Consider the following 21,579-nt stretch of genomic DNA (forward strand, 5'->3'; position numbering starts at 1 on the left):
AAATTAAACTCCAAGCCTCAAATGGTTTGGAGCTTATTCCTTAATATTTTTATAATCGATTAGCCTTTAATATAGTTTTTTACCATAAAATTCTATTTTAATTATAAAACAAGGCCTTTAAAAATTCAACTTTAACAGATTCTCTTGTCTATTCTATGAGAAAAACCTTCTATGTCTTTAACCTTATTTTCTCTCAAAAGTTTTTCTTTTACAAAGCCTGCTCCCTTATCCATTCCTTGGCAGCCTGCAAGGAGTAAGACATCATCATTTTCTAACAAGTCAATTGATTCATTGACTGATTCTTCTAAAGTCTCGTAAATTTTACACTCAATATTATTTTTTTCTAAAATATCTTTAAAAACTTTTAGTTCTTCATCAGTGACCCTGTCCTTTTCCTTGACAGTATCTATTGACAAAGTCGCTGAAATACTTTTAGGTTTTAAAATCTTTATCCACTTGACTAGTCTTTCTGTAATTTCACGATTTACTTCAACCCCTCTTTTGCCCCTAATTGCATAAAGGATGTTTAGATTTTTATAGTCCATTTCCTTTAAAGTTTCCATTGTTGCATCAATGTTTTTTTCATTGGCAAAGTGGTCGTCTAAGATTTTAAATTCTTCGTCAAAGATTAATTCAAATCTTCTCTCCACTCCTTTAAAATCTTTTAAGGCTTTTTTAATAATTTCTATATTAATTTCAAGACATAGGGCAACTATTATTGCAACAATAGAATTCATCACTGATGAATAACCAACTGATCCCAGTTCAATTTCAAATTCAGATTTTTCTAAGATAAAATCTTTTATTCTTATATCCCTATTAATTGTAAAAACAAATTTCCCCTTGCCTGTTGAAAGGTCAAGGTCTTGAATTCCAAAATCAGCTTCATTATTTTCTAGTGAAAAGCTAAGGACTTGTGCTTTCGTCTTGTCTTTCAAAGAATAAATTTTTTCATCATCTGAATTTAAAATTGCAAGTGCATCTTCTTTTGCATGTCTAATAAGTCTTGATTTAAACCTAAAATAATTATCAAAACTTCCATGTTGATCAATGTGTTCTCTACCAAGATTGTTAAAAGTCACTATGTCAAAATCAATGTTCTTATTTCTATACAGTTCTTGGGCAGATGATGAGACTTCCATTGTCACATCAGTTACGCCACTATCCTTCATATCCCTAAAGTAAGACTGAAGAGTTAAGGATTCTGGAGTTGTGAGTACAGAGGGAATCATAACATCATCATATCTTGTTAAAACTGTGCCTATCATTCCAGTTTTTCTCTCATCTTCTTCTAATATTGAATCAACCATAAAAGCAGTAGTTGTCTTACCATTAGTTGCAGTGATACCAATTACTTTCATATCTTTTGATGGATCTTCATAAAAATTTGTGGCCATATCTGCAAGAGCAATCCTAGAATTTTTTACTCTTATTTGTTTAATCTCTTCATCAGAATAATCTTCAACTACAGCAATTTCTGCTCCCATTTCTTTTGCTTTTTTTATAAATTTATGTCCATCTGTGACATAACCCTTTATGGCAACAAAAATACCGCCTTCGACTACATCGTCTGTGTGAAAGGCGATATTTTTTATTTCCGTTTCTTTATCTATTTCATAGTTTGCATCAACAATGTCTAAGTTATTTAAAATTTTTCCTAATTTCAAAATTATCTTCTCCTTAAAAAGTCTTCAAGGTTTTTAGAATTTAAATTTCTCTCAAACTTTCCATCTTTATTTAAAATCTTTGTGCTGGCTCCTAGACCAAAACCAATAATATTTTCAAGTTCTTCCATCATCACAATATTATAAATTGATGAGTGGTCTTTTTTTGCATAGCCAATATTTTCTGATGATATTACAGATTTTTTCTGCCTATAAAGATAATAGGGCTCATAATTATTTTCTATTAATAATTTTTTTGATTCTTCCAAAAGATTTCCAAAGTCTTCTTCATTGTGGTATGAATTTTCAAAAAGTTTGGAACCATTTTTTAGGGCTAGGGTGTGGATTGTGATATTTTCAGGAGAAAACTCAATTGCTCTTTCTATTGAAGATAATATACTTTCTTTATTTTCTCCAGGAAGTCCCATAATCAAATCCATATTAATTATTTCAAATCCAAGCTCTCTTGCTGCTTTAAACCAAAATTCAAAATCTTTATTTGAAACCCTATTTAATTTATTTATCACATCTTCGTTAAAGGTTTGAGGATTAAGAGAAATCCTATTGACACCCTTGTCCTTAAGCATCTTTAACATTTCAAGGCTGAGGCTGTCAATTCGTCCACACTCAACAGTAAATTCTCTTGTAAGACCAAACTTATTATTTATAGAATCAATTATTTTTCCTAGATTATCTAGTCCAATTGACGTTGGAGTTCCTCCGCCAATGTAAATAGAATTTGCTTCTCCAGAAAAATTAAATTTATAAGAATTTATATCCTCAACTAAATTCTTTGTATAGAGATCCATCTTTTCTTTATTCTCTATTGTTGTATCAAAGGAACAATAAAGACACCTTGATGGACAAAAGGGAATATGAACATAGACATTATATTTGTCTATATTAGAGCTAAACCTAATCTCCTCTTGATTTTTATATATTTTATACAAAAAATCTCCCTCATCTCTTCCTATCCTGTACCTATCCCACAAAATTTTCATGGACTCATCATAGGAAGAGCCCTCAAAAACTTTTGCTAGAAGTTTTAAGGGCCTCACTCCAGTTAGGATTCCAAAGCTTGAATCAAAATTTTCTTCTTCAAAAAATAAATCAAATAAATATCTTTTAATTGTAAAATGAGCCTTCTCATCTTGGCGCCTGATCATTCCACTAGTATTTATATTTTCTCCAAAGATACTAATAAAAATAATTTGATTTTCTATTTTTATTTTAATGTTAAAGTTTAAATCTTTATAAGTTTTTGGAAGCTTCATCCTAAAAAATTCAAAAATAGATTTTCTTAAAGCTTCACTTTCGTTTTCTATCTTAATCATAACTGTCTAAGATATGGGTTTGCCATCTTCTCATAGGAGATTTGTGATTCAGGACCATGACCTGATAGGACATAAATCTCATCATCAAGTTTTTTTAGTTTCTTTAAGGACTCTACCATTAAGGAGTGGTCAGATTCTGGGAAATCAGTCCTTCCAATGGATCCATTAAACAGTGTATCTCCTGCAAATAAATAGTTTTCAAATAAATAGCAAACAGATCCAAGAGTGTGACCTGGTGTCTCAATTACTTTAATATTACTTTCTGAGAAAGGAATTTCATCTCCTTCTTTTACAAAGACATCTACTTCAGCTGCTTCAATTTGCATTCCAAAGGCAGAAGCTCTAACTTCCTTGGGGCTTTCTAAAAAGGCCCTATCTTCTTTTGAAAGATAAACTGGTGCCTTGTATTTTTTTACAAGGGCTGCAACTGCGCCTACATGATCAAAATGACCATGAGTTAGTAAAATATATTTTATATTCAAAGAATTTTTTTCAATAGTTTCTATTATATTTTCACTTGATCCACCTGGGTCAACTACAAAAGCATCCTTGTTTTCATCAAATAAAATAAAACAATTTTCTTGTAATTGTCCAACAACTAATTTAATAATTTTATATTCCATTATTTCACCTAAAATTCCTTACTTGAATCTAATAAAATAGTAACTGGTCCATCATTTATAAGTTCAACGTCCATGTCAGCACCATATTCTCCAACAGAAACTTTAATTCCTAAATTCTTCATTTCTTCTATGAATTTCTCATAAAGGATTATTCCCTCATCGAATTTAGCTGACCTTATATATGATGGTCTGTTGCCTTTTCTTGCATCTCCATAGAGGGTAAATTGACTCACCACTAAAATTTCTAGATCATAATCAAGAAGAGACTTGTTCATGATTCCATCTTCATCATCAAAGATTCTAAGTTTGCTAACTTTTTTTACTATATATTCTAAATCTTTTTCGTCATCATTAGCTTCAATACCAAGTAAAAGCATAATTCCCTTGTCAATTTTAGAAATTATCTTATCATCAACAGATACACTGGCTCTCTTTACTCTCTGAACTACTCCTCGCATCTTATCACGCCTTTATCCTATAAACTTCAAGGACATTGTTAATCCTTTTTAGTTTTTCCATTAGTCTTTCTAATTCTTCACTGTCTGTTATTTCAACTGTTATATCAATTACAGCGTCTCCATTTTTTACAACCTTAGCATTTAAATAGGACATACTAAGCCTTGAATCATTGACCCTACTTGCAATGTCTGGAATAACATTTGGTTTATCAAAGGCCCTAATTTCAATAGATGTACTATAGCTAGTAGAGTTAGAATTTTCCCATTTAACTTCTACAAGTCTTTCTGGATCTACATTGTTTTGTAGATTTTTGCAGTCCTTTCTGTGAACAGAAATCCCTCTTCCTATAGTTATATATCCAACAATTTCGTCTCCTGGAACAGGTGTACAACATTTTGCAATCCTAACATTTACACCGTCAACGCCCTTGACTTCTATACCTTGATTGTTGTATCTTTTTTTAGATTCAACAATTTCTTCTATGGCTTTATCATCTTTTTTGTAATGCTTGTTATAAATGTCTTGTAGCTTAGCAGTAACTTGTGCAGTAGTTATAGTTCCAAAACCAACAGCTGCATACATCTCGTCAAGACTAAGCATATTTAACTTTTCTTTAACTTCTTCTAGCCAATCGTCACGTAAGATCTTGTGAGTTTCGTAGCCAAGTTTCTTTACTTCTCTTTCAATGGCATCTCGTCCTCTTTCAATATTCTTTTCCTTGTCTTTAACTTTAAAATATTGTTGGATTTTTTTACGTGCTTGAGGACTCTTAACTATCTTTAACCAATCAAGAGATGGGCTTGTGTTTGGATTTGTAATCACATCGACTATATTACCACTTTGTAGGGTATAATTGAGAGGGACTATCCTTCCGTTAACCTTGGCACCTACGCAAGTGTTACCCACTTGAGAATGTATCCTGTAGGCAAAGTCGATTGGAGTTGAACCTTCTGGAAGATTTATTACGTCTCCCCTTGGGGTAAATACAAAGACTTCATCAGCAAAAAAGTCGATCTTTAGGGTATCCATGAAGTCTCCTGGATCATTTAAGTCTTTTTGCCATTCTAATAGTTGTCTTAGCCAAGTTAAATTTTCATCAAAAGCTGTTTCCTTAGATACTCCTGCCTTGTATTTCCAGTGAGCAGCAATACCATATTCAGCAGTTTGGTGCATTTCATAAGTCCTAATTTGAACCTCAAAAGTTTCTCCATTGTTATCAATAACAGTTGTATGAAGAGATTGGTACTTGTTAGGTTTAGGCATGGCAATATAGTCCTTAAACCTACCTGGTATTGGTTTAAAAAGTGTATGAACAACACCTAGGGCACCATAACAGTCTTTTACTGAATGAGTTAAGATTCTAACTGCAGAAAGGTCATAGATTTCATCAAAAACTTTGCCCTTTTTCTTCATCTTTTTGTATATTGAATAGAAATTCTTAGGTCTTCCCTTTATTTCACATTCTATTCCCACATTTTTTAAATTGTCTTCAAGTAGTTTTATAATATGGTTGATTAAGTCTTCTCTTTCGTTTCTTCTCTTGTTGACCATATCTACTAATTCATAGTAACCTTCTTCATCAAGATACCTAAGTGAAAGATCTTCAAGTTCCCACTTAATCCTACTCATACCAAGCCTATCTGCTATAGGAGCATAGATTTCCACAGTTTCAGTTGCCTTCTCAATCTTTTTAGCATCTGTCATGTACTCAAGGGTTCTCATGTTGTGAAGTCTGTCGGCAAGTTTAACGATAATAACTCTTATGTCCTTTGCCATGGCAAGAACCATTTTTCTTATGTTTTCTGCTTGCTTCTCTTCTTTATTCTTGTAGTTTAATTTCTTTAACTTAGTAACACCGTCAACTAAATCGGCTATTTCTTCACCAAATTCATTTTTTACATCCTCAAGAGTTACTTTTGTATCTTCTACTACATCATGAAGAAGTCCAGCGACAATAGTAGCTGTATCCATATTCATATCAGCTAAAATTAAGCTGACATTTAGTGGGTGAATTATATAATCTTCACCAGAATTTCTCTTTTGACCCTTGTGGTTCTCTTCGGCCATTTTGTAGGCACGCATAATTAGGTCTATATCTGCATTTTCATTATAGGATTTTACTTTTTCAATTAATTCATCTATTAATAACATTTTTCTCACCTGTGATTCGATAGCTCTTAATCTTTAGTTGGATATTAACATTGCCGTTGAACTTATTTAAATCAAGATTAAAAACTATATCTATAAAAATATTAGATGGCCTTCCATTTAAAAGACCCTTAACTTCTTCCCTGCCATAGGAATTTGCTAAATTATTTAAAAAAACTTGAGAGTCTTCAAACAATATCCCTGTGTAATTTATATTATCTTGAGATAAGGTCATTTTTAAAAAGTTTTTATTTTTCCCCAAGATATTGAGCGACTTAATCTGTAGGTTTTTAGCACCAAACTTTGGATCAGAGTTTCCATTTCCAAAGGGAGCAAGAGACTCTATATCATTGACAAGTTTCATGCTAATATATTTTAATTCCAAGTTTCCATCAATATAAACTTTTCTTATTAAATCCTCATTAGTTAGATTTTCATTTTTATCCACATCTCTTATAAAATCATCTAGATTTTCTAGAGGCAGAGACAGTCCACAAGCCATCTTGTGGCCTCCAAAACTACTTAAGTATCCCTTGGATTTAGAAAATTCTTGGAACATATTATATTCTTCAATACTTCTGCCAGATCCCTTAATCAAATCTTTGGAATTACTTAAAACCACACTTGGTCTATAGTATTTTTCTTTAATCTTTCCAGCCACAATGCCAAGTATTGATTCATTTAAGCCCTCTTCATAAACTATTAATACCTTGTGTTTATTCAGTAAATTGTCTTTTTGAATCTTCTCATCAATAATTTCAAAGGCATCACTAGTCAGTCTTTGCCTTTCATAATTTAGGTCCCTAAGTTCCTTTGCTTTCTCAAGGGCTAAAGAATAATCTTTTTCCAAGAATAATTCAAGGGCTTCCTTGGCAGATTCTAACCTTCCACTAGAATTTATTGTAGGTCCAATTATAAATCCAAGATGATAAACATCTATCTCATCTTTTTTTATATCTGCTGCCTCAATAAGAGCATTGAGTCCAAGGTCTTTGGTTGTCCTCAAAAGCTTAAGTCCTTCTGAGACTATAATCCTATTTTCATTGGTAAGGGGCATTACATCACATACTGTTGCTATAGCTGCATAGGGTAAGAACTTTTCATAAAATTCTTCCTTATCCACTCCCTTAATTAAAAATAAATATTCTATAAGTTTAAAGGCAACAACTCCACCACAAATTTCCTTAAAGGGATAGGAGCAAGCATATTGTTTTGGATCTATAACAGCACTTGCCTCTGGAAGCACTTCAATCTCTTTTCCATCTTTTAAAATCTTTGGAACCTCATGATGGTCTGTTATTACAATGTCAATATTAAGAGACTTCGCATAATCTACTGCATCTCTTGCGGCAATTCCATTGTCACAAGTGATAATGCACTTAACTCCATCTTCATGGGCCCTATCTATTAAGTTATTATTAATTCCATAGCCATCTTCAACCCTATGAGGTATGTCGTAAGAAACATCGCCGCCAATAGTCCTTAAGCCTTCATAGAGAATATAAGTTGAAGTCACACCATCAACATCATAGTCACCAATTATTCTAATTTTATTTTTTTTCATCAAGTGACCCAAAATTATATTTGAGGCCTTGACCATGTCCTTTAACAAAATAGGTGAATTTAAGTTAGAAAGACTTGGTTCCAAAAACTCTCTAATGTCTTCTTCTGTATTTATTTCCCTATTGAGTAAAATTTTATAAATAACATTGTTTATGCCTAATTTTTTATAATCGATGCCGGGATCACTTTTGTTTTTTATAAACCATCTTTCCATTTAATCACCACTTTATATATACAGATAATTATATCAAAAATTATCATTAAGGTAAAACAAATAGGTTTTTAGTCAACAAAAAAGAACCCTCTTGGGGTTCTTCAAAATTTTTATTATTCTTCATTAGCTAGAACTGAAATTGCACATTCAATTCTCTTCTTTTCCATTTCACATCCAACCTTGTAAGGTTTACTTAAGTCATTGTTGCTGTAGTAAGCGTTAGCGTGACAACCACCTGAGCAATAATATCTTGCCCAGCAGGTAGGACAATCTTCATTTGTATAAACGTTAGAGTTTTTAAATGTATCTCTTAGGTCTGTATTTTTTATTCCTTCATCAACATTACCAAGCAAGAAGTCTTCTTCTCCAACAAATTGGTGGCAAGGATAAATTTCTCCTTGTGGAGTTATGGCAACATATTCTGAACCTGCGCCACATCCAACAGTTCTCTTCACTATACAAGGTCCTTGTGATAGGTCAATTATAAAGTGGAAGAAAGAAAAGTCCTTGTCTTTTTTTCTAATTTCAATATAATCCTTGGACATCTTTTCATACTCACTTAAGATTTTATCAAGATGTTCTTCTCTTATTGCATAAGGTTCTCTCTCATCAGTAACCACTGGTTCAATAGAAGTCTTTTTAAATCCGTGAGAGTAAAAGTCTTTTAAGTCTTCAGAGAAGTCTAAGTTTTCGTTTGTAAAAGTTCCCCTGATAAAGTAGTCCTTGTCTCCTCTTTTATCAATAAGTTCTTTAAACTTAGGAACAATTATATCGTAAGATCCCTTTCCATTTGTGGTAGGACGCATCTCATCATTGATTTCTTTTCTACCATCGATTGATAAGACAACATTGTCCATATTTTCATTAATAAAATCTTGGATTTCATCATCAAGTAGGACACCATTAGTCGTTATTGTAAATCTAAAATGTTTGTCGTATTTCTTTTCCTCTTCTCTACCGTAAGCAACAAGTTTTTTTACTAGGTCAAAGTTCATTAGAGGTTCCCCGCCAAAGAAATCAACTTCTAGATTACTTCTGTTAGCAGAATTTTGTAATAAGAAGTCCAATGCCTTCTTACCAGTTTCAAAAGTCATAAGACTTCTATCACCCTTGAAGTCACCTTGAGATGCAAAGCAATACTTACATCTTAGGTTACAATCATGGGCAACGTGAAGGCAAAGAGCTTTTACAACATTTTGTGGGTTGTATTTAGGAAGTTTAAAGTGTTCATCTTCAGAAAATAATAAACCTTCCTTAGTTAAGTAGTCTATTTCTTCATAAGCTTCTCTAGCATCTTCTTCATTATAAAGTTTTGAAAATTTTTCTATGACTTCATCTTTTGATAATTTTTCATAGTCATCAATCATCTCGTATACAATTTTTTCTACAACATGAACTGATCCACTTGCTATATCAAGGACAATATATCTATCATTTAAATAAAATTTATGAATTCTTTCTTCCATCTTTTCTCCTTTACTTAACCCCTAACAAAATAAAAGCAAGGTTTCCCTTGCCTTAGTTTTCAGTATTTTCACATTTTTGGTTTCCAACTGTGCAGCTAGTTTTGCAAGCTGATTGACAAGATGTTTGACATTCGCCACATCCGCCTTTTTCGTAAGTTTTCTTAAGATTTTTTTGTGTAAGTGTTTTAATGTGTTTCATAATATCTCCTATTCTTCTTCAGCGTCTTTTAGATCTGCGTTCTTTTTATAAGTACCATTAACTCCCCACTTCATGACTTCAATCTTTGTGTTGTCAGTTGAGGTTTCGATAACTAAGTAATCTTCCTTTACAAGGATAATTTTTCCAATAATACCGCCAATTGTTATTATTTTATCTCCAACCTTTAAGTTTTCACGCATTTCATTTATTTCATTTGCTTTTTTCTTTTGTGGTCTTATTATGAAAAAATAAAAAACAACAAACATCAATATTAAAGGAATAAAGTTTAACATTGCGTTTTGATCCATTATTAACCCCTTTCTTTTTAGTAATTGATAATTATATTATACATTTAATCCAATAACTTAACAAGAATATATTTTTAGTCTTGCTTATAACCATACTTCTTGTAAAAATCTCTTTTATATTCTAAGAAGTAATCTCCCCTAATTGATTCTCTAATATTTTCCATCATATCAATTAAGAAGTAAAGATTGTGAATTGTTGCAAGTCTCATACCAAGAATCTCGTCTACATTGAATAAGTGTCTAAGATAAGCTTTAGAAAAGTTTCTACAAGTGTAGCAGTCACATTCATCATCAAGCCTAGAGAAATCTTCTTTGTAAACTGCATTCTTAATTGGAATTCTTCCCTGATGAGTAAGGACAGTTCCATTTCTCGCAATTCTTGTAGGAAGAACACAGTCTGCCATGTCCACTCCTCTTTCAACTGCTTCGAATAAGTAGTCTGGACTTCCGACTCCCATTAGGTATCTAGGTTTATTTTCTGGCATAAAGTCAGTTGTGTAATCTAGAATTTCTGTCATTAAATCAATTGGTTCACCAACAGAAAGTCCACCAATAGAATAACCCTTAAAGTCCATATCAACCATTTCTTTTGCAGAAATTTCTCTTAAGTCCTTATACATCCCACCTTGAATGATTCCAAAAAGAGTTTGATTATCTACATTCTTGTGATAGTCTTTACACCTCTGGGCCCACCTAAGAGTTCTTCTCATTGAATGATCAATATATTCATGACTTGCTGGATAAGGTGCACATTCATCAAAAGCCATGATAATATCTGAGCCTAAGATATTTTGTATATCAATAGATTTTTCTGGAGATATAAACATCTTGCTTCCGTCAATATGACTCCTAAAATGAACACCCTCTTCAGTTATCTTTCTATTATCTGATAGAGAAAAAACTTGGAATCCTCCAGAGTCAGTAAGAATTGGCTTGTCCCAATTCATAAACTTGTGAAGGCCGCCAGCTTTTTCTATAATTTCAGTACCTGGTCTTAAAAATAAATGATAGGTGTTGGATAATATTATTTGTGCCCCTATACCTTTAAGCTCATCAGGTGTCATTGTCTTAACTGTTGCTCTTGTCCCCACTGGCATGAAGATTGGAGTTTCAATTTCTCCGTGATTTGTAGTTATTTTTCCAAGCCTCGCTTTTGAATCCTTGGATGTTTTTAATAAATCAAATTTAAACATAAAACCTACCTTATAAACATGGCATCACCAAAACTGAAAAACCTATATCTTTCTTTAACAGCTTCTTCATATGCCTTTAAAATAATTTCTCTGCTTGATAGGGATGAAACCAACATTAATAGAGTGGATTCTGGTAAGTGAAAGTTTGTTATAAGAGCATCTACGCATTTAAACTTATAAGGTGGATAAATAAATATATTTGTAAATCCACTTTTTTCACAAACTCGTCCATTATCATCGGCAATCGATTCAACAGTTCTAACACTTGTTGTGCCAACTGCAATAACCCTATTTCCCCTATCTTTAGCTGCATTAATCTTATCTGCAACTTCCTTAGTCATAACATAAAATTCTGAATGCATTTCATGTTCATCAACATTTTCTACTTTTACTGGTCTAAAGGTTCCTAAACCTACATGAAGAGTAATGTAACAAATTTCAATACCCTTATCTTTTATTTTTTGTAGCAAGTCCTTAGTAAAGTGAAGTCCTGCAGTTGGTGCAGCCGCTGAACCTTCTTCTCTTGCATAAACTGTTTGATACCTATTTTTATCCTCTAACTTTTCTGTTATATATGGAGGTAGGGGCATTTCCCCAAGTTCATCTAATATTTCTTCAAATATTCCATCATATTCAAATTTTAAAAACCTAGATCCATCTTCGGAAATATCTACTACTTCTGCACTTAACTTGTCGCTAAAAATAATTTTTGTGCCAAGCTTTGCCTTCTTTCCAGGCTTAGATAGACATTCCCAAACATCATCTTTTCTATTTAAAAGAAGAAATTCAATTTTCTCTTCTTTTCCTTCTCTGTGTCCATAAATTCTTGCAGGCATTACCTTGGTGTCGTTTAATACCAACAAATCACCCTCATTGAGATAATCTATGATGTCATAAAAGTGTTTGTGTTCCATTTTTCCACTTTCTTTGTCTAAAACAAGAAGTCTGGAATGGTCTCTTTTTTCTTCAGGGTATTGTGCTATTAATTCCTTGGGTAAGTCGTAATAAAAATCTTTTGTTTTCATTTTTGCCTTTCTATTATTTTATTTTTTCAATATTTGTTCCTGGGAAATAAAATTCAATGATATCCTTATAATTACTTCCTTTTTTGGCCATTTCAACAGCACCGTATTGACTCATGCCAACACCATGACCGTAACCCTTGCCACTAACAAATACTTTGTTTCCAATTACATTTACATCAAATAGGGTGGACTTAATAATTGTGTTGCCAATTTTATTCCTAAAATCAGTGGCTTTTATTTTTACATCTCCTTTAGATGTAGAGAAAGTTAAATTATTTACTCTATTTGAATTATTATAGTCAAGACTAACGCTAAATACGTCAGATAAATTCAATTTCTTTAAGTCGCTATTTTTTAGTTCATACTTCCATGGGTGAACTGAGTAGGGATCTTCCTTAGAAATTAGGTATGGAACACTATTTCCGCCCCAAGCTTCAGATGATGCAACTGTATATCCACCAGAAGAAGCACAGAAGATAGTCTCCGCAACTTTTCCATCGTATTTAATAACTTGACCAACGGTTTCTTCTACAGCTTTGTTTGTTGTTTTTTCTTCAACATCTTTTCCATAATAAACTTGAGATCTTGTAGTATCGTCAAGATTATAACCATTTTTAATAAACTTATTGTAGTTATTTATGGCAAAAGATCTTGAACAAAGAGCTTGAGCCTTTAATGATTCCATAGGGAAGCTTGGACTCATTTCTTTTGGAAGAACTCCTTTTAAATACTCATCCATATCAACTCTATTCACTATGTCTAGCTTTTTATTATTGACTCTAAAGGAAATTGCTCCTCCATAGTTTCTCTTGATTTTATCTACATAAATTGGAGAATCAGAAGAAATTAAAAAAGCTCCATTTTGAGGAAAATTATTTAAATTGAAATTTTTTCCATTTAGATTAATATTTTTCCCGTCGAATTTAATGTTTATTTCCTTGTTATTTGTATTATTAATAACTTGTTCATCGGAAGTAACAACTTTTAAATTTGATTTGGACTTTACTTTTAAACTTTCACCGGCTGAAAGGGATTTTCCAACCTTAATATCAATCTTGTCATAATCTTCCTTAGCAAATATATTTAATGGCAGTAAAACCAAAAATATAGCTAACAATAATATTTTTTTCATTTTATTATTCATCCTTATACTCCAATCCAAAATGGTCATAGGCTCTTTTTGTAGCCACTCTTCCTCTAGGCGTTCTAATAATAAAGCCTATTTGCATTAAATAAGGCTCATAAACATCTTCTACTGTTCCCTTATCTTCACCAATGGCTGCTGAAATAGCATCAATACCTACTGGCCTTCCATTGAACTTTTCTATCATTGTAAGTATAATTCTTCTGTCAATATTATCTAGTCCAAACTTATCGATTTCAAGAAGATTGAGGCCCTTTATAGCAGCCTTAGTTGTTATAACTCCTCCTTCTTTTACCTCAGCATAGTCTCTAACTCTTTTTAATAACCTATTGGCAATTCTCGGTGTTCCTCTAGACCTTCTTGCAATCTCAAGAGCACCTTCCTCTTCAATTGGAACATTTAAAATCTTTGCAGATCTCATAATTATCTCAACAAGAGATTTTGTATCGTATAGGTCTAATTTTAACATTACACCAAATCTATCCCTAAGAGGTGATGTCAGCATGCCTGCTCTTGTAGTTGCTCCTATGAGAGTAAAAGGCGCTAGATCAAGTCTAATAGACCTTGCAGATGGCCCCTTCCCAATTATTATGTCTAAGGCATGGTCCTCCATAGCAGGGTATAAAATTTCTTCTACAGATTTATTTAATCTATGAATTTCATCTATAAAAAGTACATCGTCATTATTTAAGTTTGTTAGAATACTTGCTAGGTCACCCTGCTTCTCTATGGCTGGTCCTGATGTCACTTTTAGATTAACACCCATCTCATTTGCAATAATACCAGCCAGTGTGGTTTTGCCAAGCCCTGGTGGTCCACTTAAAAGAGTGTGATCCAGAGGTTCTGACCTATTCTTTGCAGCTTCAATAAAAATCTTTAAATTTTCAACTACCTTGTCTTGGCCAATATACTCATCAAGCCACTTAGGTCTAAGGCTTACCTCCCTAGCATCGCCATCAATAAGTTCTGGCTCCACTAATCTATTTTTTTCCATTGTATCAACCCATTAATTTTAAGGCTTCTCTTATTCTCTCGGAAATATCAAGAGAAGAGTCAACCTTATCTAGTGCTTTTTTAGCGTCATATACATTATAACCTAAGGAAATAAGAGCCTCAACTGCTGGATCATCCTTTTCTTCAATAGTTTCAACATTATCAGTCATTGATGCAAGATCTAAGTCTAGTTTTTCAACCTTGTCTTTTAATTCAAGGATTATTCTCTGAGCAGTTTTCTTGCCTATTCCCGGTAACTTAGTAAGGGACTTCTCATCTTTGGATATAATATATTTTGCAATATTAAATACATCGTCACCATCAAGTATTCCTATGGCAAGTTTAGGGCCAATCCCTGTTACGCTTGTCAATAAATCAAAGGCATCTCTAGTTTCAACCTGTCTGAAACCATATAAAATTACAGCATCTTCTCTTAAAACTAACCTAATATTTATAAATACTTCTTCATTTTCATAAAAAGTATGAAGTTCTCTTGATACCATATTTACAATATAGCCTATTCCATTGGATTCAAGAACTAAGTAACCCCTGTCAGTTGAGTGTACCTTTCCTTTTAAAAATTCTATCATTATATCATCCTAAAACTTTCCTTAAACTTAATTGAACTGCCATGAGTTATTGCAACTGCCAATGCATCTGCAACATCATCAGGTTTTGGAACTTTTTCTAAGTTCAAGATAATTTTTACCATCTCTTGAACCTGATTTTTTGTAGCTCTTCCATATCCAACTATAGCTTGTTTTACTTGGAGGGGCGTGTACTCATAAATTCCTGCTCCAGACTCTTTAGCAGCAAGCACTTCAACCCCACGAGCTTGGGCAACTGTTATGGCAGTTTTTACATTCTTGTTGAAAAAAAGCTCCTCAAAGGCAATATCTTCTGGCTTATACTTTTCTATTAAATCATTTAGTTCTTCATAGATAATATTCAACCTATCAGGAAGAGGAGTTTTTGCTTCAGTTGTTATAGCACCGTAGTCTAAAACCCTATATGAATTTCCCTTAAGCTCTAAGAAACCATATCCAACTATGGCTATGCCAGGGTCTATCCCCAAAATTACCAATTTATCACCACTTTAAAAAGGATAGTATAAAACTATCCTTACTTATATCTCTTTAAAACTCTATCATTAACTCCATCCCAAAAGGCATTTCTAAAAACTCTAAAGCAATCTATGTATAGAAACTTAGAAATTTTATTATTTAAATTTTCAATTTCAGAATCAGTTAAGTAGGAGTCAACTTCTTTTATTTCAACGTCATCATCTTGGCTTCTAAAGATAAGCTGCATGTCAAGATGATCATTTATACTTGCAATCTTACTGTTTAAAAGTTTTTTTCTAACATCAGTAAGAGTGTTTTTTATGAAAATTCTGATTTGTCTATCTTTTCTTATTTCTTTAAAAACTAACTTCTTAAAGGCCAAAACTTCTTCATTTTTGAACTCATATTGGAAAAGCTTCTTCCTATTGTAAAGCTCATCTATTGTAAGGTATCTTAGAGTTATTATCTCAAGCATATTTATGTGTTTTTTCGAGTTAAAACCAAGCCTATAGCCTTCTAAGTACAAGTAAAGCTCCAACCTATTTATATCATCATGGATAAGGTTGGAGAGATTCCTAGCTATAAGTTCTATTCCCTCTTTTTGCCTATATATTCTTACAATATCCTTTCTTAAATTATCAAGAGTGACATATCTTGGATATATGTTTTCTATAGATTCGTAAACATTGTAAATATTAAGTAAAATGTTAATACTATCCAAGTCGCCCTTGTATAAGAAATTTGCAATTAAGTATTTTTTTATATCTTTAAAGGCAAGTCTTTTATAAGATTGTTGATTCAGTTTTTCTGCCAATTCCATAAAAAAATCCTCCGTTAGTTCGTATAAATTATATTATACTATAAGTCACGGAGGATTGAAATCCAATTTGTAAATGTAATGTAATTATAATAATTTTATTTTATTTTCCTTGCAGAAGTTTAAGCTGTTTTCATCCCAAACCCCTACTTGGACTTCACCAATGTGTTGTTTTTCTAAGAAAAACATACAAATTCTTGATTGTCCAATACCACCACCAACAGTGTAAGGTAATTCTGCGTTTAAAACGTCTTGGTGATAAGGAAGTTTAAATCTATCTGTTGTATTGGCAAGTTCACATTGACTCTTAAGTGATTCTTCATCGACACGAATACCCATGCTTGATACTTCAAGAGAATTCCCTAGAACTTCATCCCAGAACAAGATATCTCCATTTAGGTCCCAATCATCATAGTCAGGAGATCTATGATCATGGGGCTCACCAGAAGTTAAATTATGGCCTATACCCATGATGAAAACTGCTCCCTTTTCCTTACAAATTAATTTTTCTCTTTCTTTAGATGTTTTTCCTGGGTACTTATCTTCTAATTCTTGAGAAGTTATAAAGAAAATTTCTTCAGGTAGTTTTTTTGAAAGAATGTAAGGATAGGTTTGATTGATGTATTCTTCAGTTCTTTTAAATACAGAGTAAATTTCTTTAACAATTAAAAAGAGATATTCCTTATTCCTATCTGACTTGTCAATAATTTTTTCCCAGTCCCATTGGTCAACATAAGATGAGTGAATTTCATCTAACTCTTCTTCTGCCCTAATGGCGTTCATGTCTGCATAGATACCTTCATACATGTTGAAGTTGTAGTCCTTAAGTGCATTTCGCTTCCACTTAGCTAGTGATTGAACAATTTCAACATTAATTCCATATTGTCTTAGGTCAAAATCTACTGCTTTTTCTCCATTTAGGTTGTCATTAAGGCCAGTTTCAGGTCTAACAAATAAAGGCGCAGAAACTCTTTGTAGGTTTAAGGTATTTGCCAAGTCCCTTTGAAAGTAATCTTTAACTGATTTAATTGCAATTTGTGTCTCTCTAAGATCTAGTTTTGTAGCACTAGAATTGTTCCTCATTTTTTCCTCCCTAACTATAAAAAACTTTCACCCATTAAGGGTGAAAGAATTTCTTTTAAATAAATTGTATGTCGTAATCTCCCTGAAATTGGAGACTTGATTCAATGACTAAGATAGAAATGTTTGTACATAAATTCAAGGCAAAGTTTAAATCATTGTCAAAGGAATGATCTGACTCCTTGTATTGGTCTATTACATCTATTAGATACTTTTTAACTCTTTCTTCAAGCTTTAACTCAGAATCTTCTAAGAAATTAATGTCAGAAACATTAATAACCCTAGAAAAGTTTTCTTCCAAATATTTATTTTCTCTTGCATAAAGAGCTAAGTCCTGTTCGTACTTAACATGTTTTTTCAAGTTTTCTACAAAAGTCATCCTATAAGCGTGAGGATAGCAAACAAAGTCACAGAGATAGTGACTTATTATGCCAAGCCTCTTGCTCACATAATTAATTAATAAATTGCTTTCATTTCCTTCAGAATAAGAAAATCTAGAAAAGAAAATTAATTTAGTAATTTCTTTTGCTATATAATCTCCTGATTCATCGAAATAATGTCTCTTCAACTTATAATAAGGAAGAACATCGGGGGCAACTGATCCCCAAAGCATTTTTTCTAAATTTAAATTAACATTGTATTTATCTTTTATTCTGTCGTGGACGATTTTTGCCACGATTTTGTGTGTATCTGGTAAAATTTTTAAACACTTCCTAATTAAAATTTGTTATCAATGTTTACAAGATAATTCTATACTTAAATGGCACAATTGTCAATTTTTAGTTTGTTTTATCAAGTTCTTTTGAGATTACATCCCAAATGTTAGAAGTTTCAAAACCAAGTCTCCAGCTTCCAACACCTGCTAAGTTATATTTATTGACAAGAGAAACTTTTTTCTCTAAAGAATTTGCATCTTCAATCCAAATCTTGTAGTCCGCACCATTTTCTTGATACTCAATATAATTTTGTTGAGATTCCTTATCCCATACTGGTTTTAGTCCCTTGGATGCAATAATTCTTGCAACTTCATCCATGGAAATTGTCTTTGAAGTTACCTTTCCACCATCTTCTTTCCAAATTCTTGTGTAAAGTGGAACTCCAAGAATCATTTTTTTATTAGGAATGTTTCTAAATAGGACATTTATAGATCCTTCTACCCACTTGTATTGAGCAACTGATCCAGCCTTATCTGATGAACCCCAGTGTTGGTCATAAGCCATTACAACCATATAATCAGCAATTTCAGCAAGGGCCTTTCTATCATAAGGTTCCTTTGTAACATCAGCTGATATTTGTGGCGTAACATCAACAGTTATTATAAAGTCTTCAACTGCAGCTTGTCTAAATTCTCTTACAAAGTCAGTTATATAATCTCTGTCATCTATCTTTGTATGTTCAAAGTCGATGTTTATTCCCTTCATTCCATACTTTTTACATAGTTCAAGAGTTTTATTTATAATTTTTTTACGAGTTTTTTCATTTGATAGAGCTTCGTGAGTAATTTCTGGATCAAAGGAGTTATCTAAATATGCCCAGACATCTATTCCAAGATCATTATATTTTTTAATATAATTTTGATTTCCCCTGTCAATCATATCTCCATTGCCATTTCTTATGGAGAACCAAGTTGGAATTATAACATCAAGTCCTTTGATATCCTTAATTTGATTAATCTTGTCTTCAGAATGTTCTGCGTAAGTGTAATCCCAAGTTAAATTAATAAGACCATCTGATGTATTTTTAGAAGTAGACTTAAAAGAAACTTTTTCAAAGTTTTCATCTAAATCTTTCTTCAAAACATATCCTGCATAACCTTCTGTCATCCTAACCTTGTAGTACTTTCCCTTATCTCCATAAACATAAAGCTCTTCTCCCTGAGGAAGTTTCTTTATAATAGGGCTTCTCTTGGAAGCACCTTCTCTTAAAAGAGTTTCTGAAGTAGTCTTGCTTAAGTCGTAATCCTTATCTCTGTAATCAAGTAAGAGTAGTCTAATATCCTTGTCATATCTTAGCCTTACATCATAGTCATAGATAAAAGCTTCTATTGGAAGCATAATCTTCCCATCTTTTTCTATAACAGGAGCTCTTAAATCAATTGTACCGCTGTTAAATTTTGCCTCATATTCATTTAACTTAAGCACTTTGTTTGCATGGTCGTTGTTGATTCTAACTTCACCACTTGACTTGTCATACTGGATATCTTTGTCAAGATATTCCTTTATGTAGTCTAGGGAAAGATAAATCATTCCATCTTCTATAGAAAAGTCTTCCTTATCTATATCCTTGTCTTCTGTCAAAAAGTTGAATTTATCGTACTTAGTTGAGATTTTGCTAGTTCCTCTATTTTCAACAAATAAAAATGCACCAGCTGCTAGAACCACTATTAAAAATAGTCCCATAAAAAGTTTTTTCATATTATCACCCTTTATTAAATAATTTGCTCAAAATAAAAGAATACTAAAAATAGGACATAAAGTCCCATTCTCAGTAATTTGTTTTTTCTCTAACTTTTGCAGCCTTACCTTGTCTATCTCTAAGATAGTAAAGTTTAGCACGTCTAACTCTACCTTTTCTTGTAACTACAAGATCAGCAATTCTTGGTGAGTTAAGTAGGAATGTTCTTTCAACTCCAATACCATAAGAAATTCTTCTTACTGTGAAAGTTTTTCTAGCGCCTTTTCCTTGAATCTTTAATACAGTACCATCAAATACTTGGATTCTTTGTCTTTCGCCTTCAATAATTCTGTAGTGAACGCTAACTGTATCCCCAACGTTAAATTTAGGTAAATTTTCATTTATTTGTTCATCTTCAATAGCTTTAATATAATCCATTGTCTTTACCTCCTTCCAGTAAATCTTTCAATATATCTTTTTCTTCATCATTTAAAGTTTTTTCTTTTAATAAGTCTGGCCTCTTCTGTAAAGTATTTTTTATAGACTCTCTAAGCCTATATTTTCTAATTTTTTCATGGTCTCCACTTAGAAGAATATCTGGAACTTCAAGTCCTCTAAATTCTCTTGGTCTAGTGTACTGAGGATGTTCTAAAAGTCCATTGTAGTGTGATTCGTCTTCAAAAGACTCTTCACTTGCAAGTACACCATCAAGTAGTCTTGACACGCCATCGATAACAACCATAGATGCCAGTTCTCCACCAGTTAAAACATAATCACCAATGGAAATTTCTTCATCTACATAATTTTCAATGACCCTATTGTCAATCCCTTCATAGTGTCCATTTAGAAGAATTATATGTTCTTCATCTTTTAATTCTTTTAGCTTCTCCTGTGTTAGCACCTTGCCCTGTGGGGACATATAGTAAACCTTAGAATTTTCTGTCTTTACAGATTCTATTGCCTCTACTATTGGTTTAATTTGCATTAGCATACCAGGTCCACCGCCATAGGGATAATCATCAACTTGTAAATACTTATTGATAGCAAAATCTCTAATATCTACAGTCTCTAATTCTAACTTTCCTTGGCCAATAGATCTTCCAACAATAGAAAAATCTCTAATATTATTTATGAAATCGGGAAATAATGTTAAAACACTAATTTTCACAAAATCATTCCTTCTATTAACTTAATAGTTATTGTTGAATCTATTTTTTTTATAAATTCTTTAACTCCTGGCACTTGGTAAGTTTCCTTATCCTTGCCTTCTATGACAAAAATATCATTAGCTGGGTATTCCAATATTTCCTTTAAGACTCCAATGTAATTTCCATCAGTGTCATAAACTTCTTTTCCAATTAAATCAGAAACATAATATTGGTCTTCTTCAAGCTCTAACCTGTCTTCATCCTTAATATAAATGTTTAAACCCTTTAAATTAAGGACATCATTTATATTTTCATATCCCTCAAAGCTTAGGTAGACAAAATCATTTACTCGAACTTTTTTTATAAAAAATTCCTTTAAATCTTCACCTACAAATACGCTTTTAAGTTTAGAAAACCTGCTTTTGTCAAAGGTATAGGGATCAACCTTAAGTTCACCCTTAATACCGTGAGTATTAATAATTTTACCAATGCAAGTAATTGAATCTTTAATATTCTTCAATTTCCAAATTAACCTTTACATCTTCTTTTAGTGAAACAGCTTTTAAAATTGCTCTTATTGCCTTAGCAATTCTGCCTTGTTTGCCAATAACTTTTCCCATATCATTTGATGCAACTTTAAGAGTAATATCAATTGAATTATCATTCTTAGTCATTGCCACATCAACTGAAGAAGGATCGTCAACTAAAGATTTAGCAATATATTCAATTAATTCAACCATTTT

The 21,579-nt window shown here is 32.2% G+C and carries 23 protein-coding genes; all 23 read right to left on the reverse strand.

The window, feature by feature from the left end; translation table 11 throughout:
* Positions 1-131: 131 nt before the first annotated feature.
* Complete coding sequence (locus DRZ96_RS08650) at positions 132-1,667, reverse strand: Mur ligase family protein (protein WP_112890338.1); 1,536 nt, start codon at positions 1,665-1,667, stop codon at positions 132-134.
* Between the two features lie 2 nt (positions 1,668-1,669).
* Entirely contained in the window at positions 1,670-2,998 is a 1,329-nt protein-coding gene (gene hemZ, locus DRZ96_RS08655) for a coproporphyrinogen dehydrogenase HemZ (protein WP_112890339.1), read from the reverse strand.
* A complete protein-coding gene (locus tag DRZ96_RS08660; protein ID WP_112890340.1) occupies positions 2,995-3,621 on the reverse strand; it encodes an MBL fold metallo-hydrolase in 627 nt (208 codons plus the stop codon). Before DRZ96_RS08660 ends, hemZ begins: the two co-directional genes overlap by 4 nt.
* 8 nt (positions 3,622-3,629) lie before the next feature.
* Entirely contained in the window at positions 3,630-4,079 is a 450-nt protein-coding gene (gene dtd, locus DRZ96_RS08665; protein ID WP_112890341.1) for a D-aminoacyl-tRNA deacylase, read from the reverse strand.
* A gap of 4 nt (positions 4,080-4,083) precedes the next feature.
* The gene (locus DRZ96_RS08670) at positions 4,084-6,231 is read right to left on the reverse strand and encodes a RelA/SpoT family protein (RefSeq protein ID WP_112890342.1); all 2,148 of its coding nucleotides are present in this window, start codon (positions 6,229-6,231) and stop codon (positions 4,084-4,086) included.
* A complete protein-coding gene (gene recJ, locus DRZ96_RS08675) occupies positions 6,215-8,005 on the reverse strand; it encodes a single-stranded-DNA-specific exonuclease RecJ (RefSeq protein WP_112890343.1) in 1,791 nt (596 codons plus the stop codon). Before recJ ends, DRZ96_RS08670 begins: the two co-directional genes overlap by 17 nt.
* A 113-nt stretch (positions 8,006-8,118) precedes the next feature.
* A complete protein-coding gene (gene scfB, locus DRZ96_RS08680; protein WP_112890344.1) occupies positions 8,119-9,471 on the reverse strand; it encodes a thioether cross-link-forming SCIFF peptide maturase in 1,353 nt (450 codons plus the stop codon).
* Between the two features lie 52 nt (positions 9,472-9,523).
* A complete protein-coding gene (gene scfA / locus DRZ96_RS08685) occupies positions 9,524-9,670 on the reverse strand; it encodes a six-cysteine ranthipeptide SCIFF (RefSeq protein ID WP_070701623.1) in 147 nt (48 codons plus the stop codon).
* Positions 9,671-9,678: 8 nt separating this feature from the next.
* The gene (yajC, locus tag DRZ96_RS08690; protein WP_112890345.1) at positions 9,679-9,978 is read right to left on the reverse strand and encodes a preprotein translocase subunit YajC; all 300 of its coding nucleotides are present in this window, start codon (positions 9,976-9,978) and stop codon (positions 9,679-9,681) included.
* Between the two features lie 74 nt (positions 9,979-10,052).
* Positions 10,053-11,171 carry a tRNA guanosine(34) transglycosylase Tgt gene (tgt, locus tag DRZ96_RS08695; protein ID WP_112890346.1) on the reverse strand — a complete coding sequence of 373 codons (1,119 nt, stop codon included), beginning with the start codon at positions 11,169-11,171 and terminating at the stop codon, positions 10,053-10,055.
* 5 nt (positions 11,172-11,176) lie between these two features.
* Positions 11,177-12,196, reverse strand: a complete 1,020-nt coding sequence (gene queA, locus DRZ96_RS08700) for a tRNA preQ1(34) S-adenosylmethionine ribosyltransferase-isomerase QueA (protein ID WP_112890347.1) — start codon at positions 12,194-12,196, stop codon at positions 11,177-11,179.
* Between the two features lie 13 nt (positions 12,197-12,209).
* Positions 12,210-13,328 carry a SpoIID/LytB domain-containing protein gene (locus DRZ96_RS08705; RefSeq protein ID WP_112890591.1) on the reverse strand — a complete coding sequence of 373 codons (1,119 nt, stop codon included), beginning with the start codon at positions 13,326-13,328 and terminating at the stop codon, positions 12,210-12,212.
* A 4-nt stretch (positions 13,329-13,332) separates the two neighbouring features.
* The gene (gene ruvB, locus DRZ96_RS08710; RefSeq protein WP_112890348.1) at positions 13,333-14,334 is read right to left on the reverse strand and encodes a Holliday junction branch migration DNA helicase RuvB; all 1,002 of its coding nucleotides are present in this window, start codon (positions 14,332-14,334) and stop codon (positions 13,333-13,335) included.
* 4 nt (positions 14,335-14,338) lie between these two features.
* Positions 14,339-14,923: a Holliday junction branch migration protein RuvA gene (gene ruvA / locus DRZ96_RS08715; RefSeq protein ID WP_112890349.1), complete on the reverse strand. Its 585-nt coding sequence runs from the start codon at positions 14,921-14,923 to the stop codon at positions 14,339-14,341.
* A complete protein-coding gene (gene ruvC, locus DRZ96_RS08720) occupies positions 14,923-15,417 on the reverse strand; it encodes a crossover junction endodeoxyribonuclease RuvC (protein ID WP_112890350.1) in 495 nt (164 codons plus the stop codon). Before ruvC ends, ruvA begins: the two co-directional genes overlap by 1 nt.
* Positions 15,418-15,455: 38 nt before the next feature.
* A complete protein-coding gene (locus tag DRZ96_RS08725; protein WP_070701609.1) occupies positions 15,456-16,217 on the reverse strand; it encodes a hypothetical protein in 762 nt (253 codons plus the stop codon).
* Between the two features lie 84 nt (positions 16,218-16,301).
* Entirely contained in the window at positions 16,302-17,297 is a 996-nt protein-coding gene (gene asnA / locus DRZ96_RS08730) for an aspartate--ammonia ligase (protein WP_112890351.1), read from the reverse strand.
* 55 nt (positions 17,298-17,352) lie between these two features.
* Positions 17,353-17,970 (reverse strand): zinc dependent phospholipase C family protein, encoded by a 618-nt coding sequence (locus DRZ96_RS08735; RefSeq protein WP_112890352.1) that lies wholly within the window; start codon positions 17,968-17,970, stop codon positions 17,353-17,355.
* Positions 17,971-18,073: 103 nt separating this feature from the next.
* A complete protein-coding gene (locus DRZ96_RS08740) occupies positions 18,074-19,708 on the reverse strand; it encodes a glycosyl hydrolase family 18 protein (protein WP_112890353.1) in 1,635 nt (544 codons plus the stop codon).
* A 70-nt stretch (positions 19,709-19,778) separates the two neighbouring features.
* A complete protein-coding gene (gene rplS, locus DRZ96_RS08745) occupies positions 19,779-20,126 on the reverse strand; it encodes a 50S ribosomal protein L19 (RefSeq protein ID WP_070701601.1) in 348 nt (115 codons plus the stop codon).
* Entirely contained in the window at positions 20,113-20,856 is a 744-nt protein-coding gene (trmD, locus tag DRZ96_RS08750; protein ID WP_112890354.1) for a tRNA (guanosine(37)-N1)-methyltransferase TrmD, read from the reverse strand. Before trmD ends, rplS begins: the two co-directional genes overlap by 14 nt.
* Positions 20,853-21,356: a ribosome maturation factor RimM gene (rimM, locus tag DRZ96_RS08755; RefSeq protein WP_112890355.1), complete on the reverse strand. Its 504-nt coding sequence runs from the start codon at positions 21,354-21,356 to the stop codon at positions 20,853-20,855. The genes trmD and rimM overlap by 4 nt, the downstream gene beginning before the upstream one ends.
* A complete protein-coding gene (locus tag DRZ96_RS08760; RefSeq protein ID WP_005956767.1) occupies positions 21,343-21,576 on the reverse strand; it encodes a KH domain-containing protein in 234 nt (77 codons plus the stop codon). Before DRZ96_RS08760 ends, rimM begins: the two co-directional genes overlap by 14 nt.
* Positions 21,577-21,579: the final 3 nt, after the last annotated feature.

Origin of the sequence: Peptoniphilus harei (assembly GCF_900454685.1) — a bacterium.
Classification (GTDB): Bacteria; Bacillota; Clostridia; order Tissierellales; family Peptoniphilaceae; genus Peptoniphilus_A; species Peptoniphilus_A harei.

Excerpts from the sequence above, each read along its gene's own strand:
- hemZ (WP_112890339.1), bottom strand. The coding sequence starts at position 2,998 with ATGATTAAGATAGAAAACGAAAGTGAAGCTTTAAGAAAATCTATTTTT.
- DRZ96_RS08660 (WP_112890340.1), bottom strand. The coding sequence starts at position 3,621 with ATGGAATATAAAATTATTAAATTAGTTGTTGGACAATTACAAGAAAAT.
- dtd (WP_112890341.1), bottom strand. The coding sequence starts at position 4,079 with ATGCGAGGAGTAGTTCAGAGAGTAAAGAGAGCCAGTGTATCTGTTGAT.
- DRZ96_RS08670 (WP_112890342.1), bottom strand. The coding sequence starts at position 6,231 with ATGTTATTAATAGATGAATTAATTGAAAAAGTAAAATCCTATAATGAA.
- recJ (WP_112890343.1), bottom strand. The coding sequence starts at position 8,005 with ATGGAAAGATGGTTTATAAAAAACAAAAGTGATCCCGGCATCGATTAT.
- scfB (WP_112890344.1), bottom strand. The coding sequence starts at position 9,471 with ATGGAAGAAAGAATTCATAAATTTTATTTAAATGATAGATATATTGTC.
- scfA (WP_070701623.1), bottom strand. The coding sequence starts at position 9,670 with ATGAAACACATTAAAACACTTACACAAAAAAATCTTAAGAAAACTTAC.
- yajC (WP_112890345.1), bottom strand. The coding sequence starts at position 9,978 with ATGGATCAAAACGCAATGTTAAACTTTATTCCTTTAATATTGATGTTT.
- tgt (WP_112890346.1), bottom strand. The coding sequence starts at position 11,171 with ATGTTTAAATTTGATTTATTAAAAACATCCAAGGATTCAAAAGCGAGG.
- queA (WP_112890347.1), bottom strand. The coding sequence starts at position 12,196 with ATGAAAACAAAAGATTTTTATTACGACTTACCCAAGGAATTAATAGCA.
- DRZ96_RS08705 (WP_112890591.1), bottom strand. The coding sequence starts at position 13,328 with ATGAAAAAAATATTATTGTTAGCTATATTTTTGGTTTTACTGCCATTA.
- ruvB (WP_112890348.1), bottom strand. The coding sequence starts at position 14,334 with ATGGAAAAAAATAGATTAGTGGAGCCAGAACTTATTGATGGCGATGCT.
- ruvA (WP_112890349.1), bottom strand. The coding sequence starts at position 14,923 with ATGATAGAATTTTTAAAAGGAAAGGTACACTCAACTGACAGGGGTTAC.
- DRZ96_RS08725 (WP_070701609.1), bottom strand. The coding sequence starts at position 16,217 with ATGGAATTGGCAGAAAAACTGAATCAACAATCTTATAAAAGACTTGCC.
- asnA (WP_112890351.1), bottom strand. The coding sequence starts at position 17,297 with ATGAGGAACAATTCTAGTGCTACAAAACTAGATCTTAGAGAGACACAA.
- DRZ96_RS08740 (WP_112890353.1), bottom strand. The coding sequence starts at position 19,708 with ATGAAAAAACTTTTTATGGGACTATTTTTAATAGTGGTTCTAGCAGCT.
- rplS (WP_070701601.1), bottom strand. The coding sequence starts at position 20,126 with ATGGATTATATTAAAGCTATTGAAGATGAACAAATAAATGAAAATTTA.
- DRZ96_RS08760 (WP_005956767.1), bottom strand. The coding sequence starts at position 21,576 with ATGGTTGAATTAATTGAATATATTGCTAAATCTTTAGTTGACGATCCT.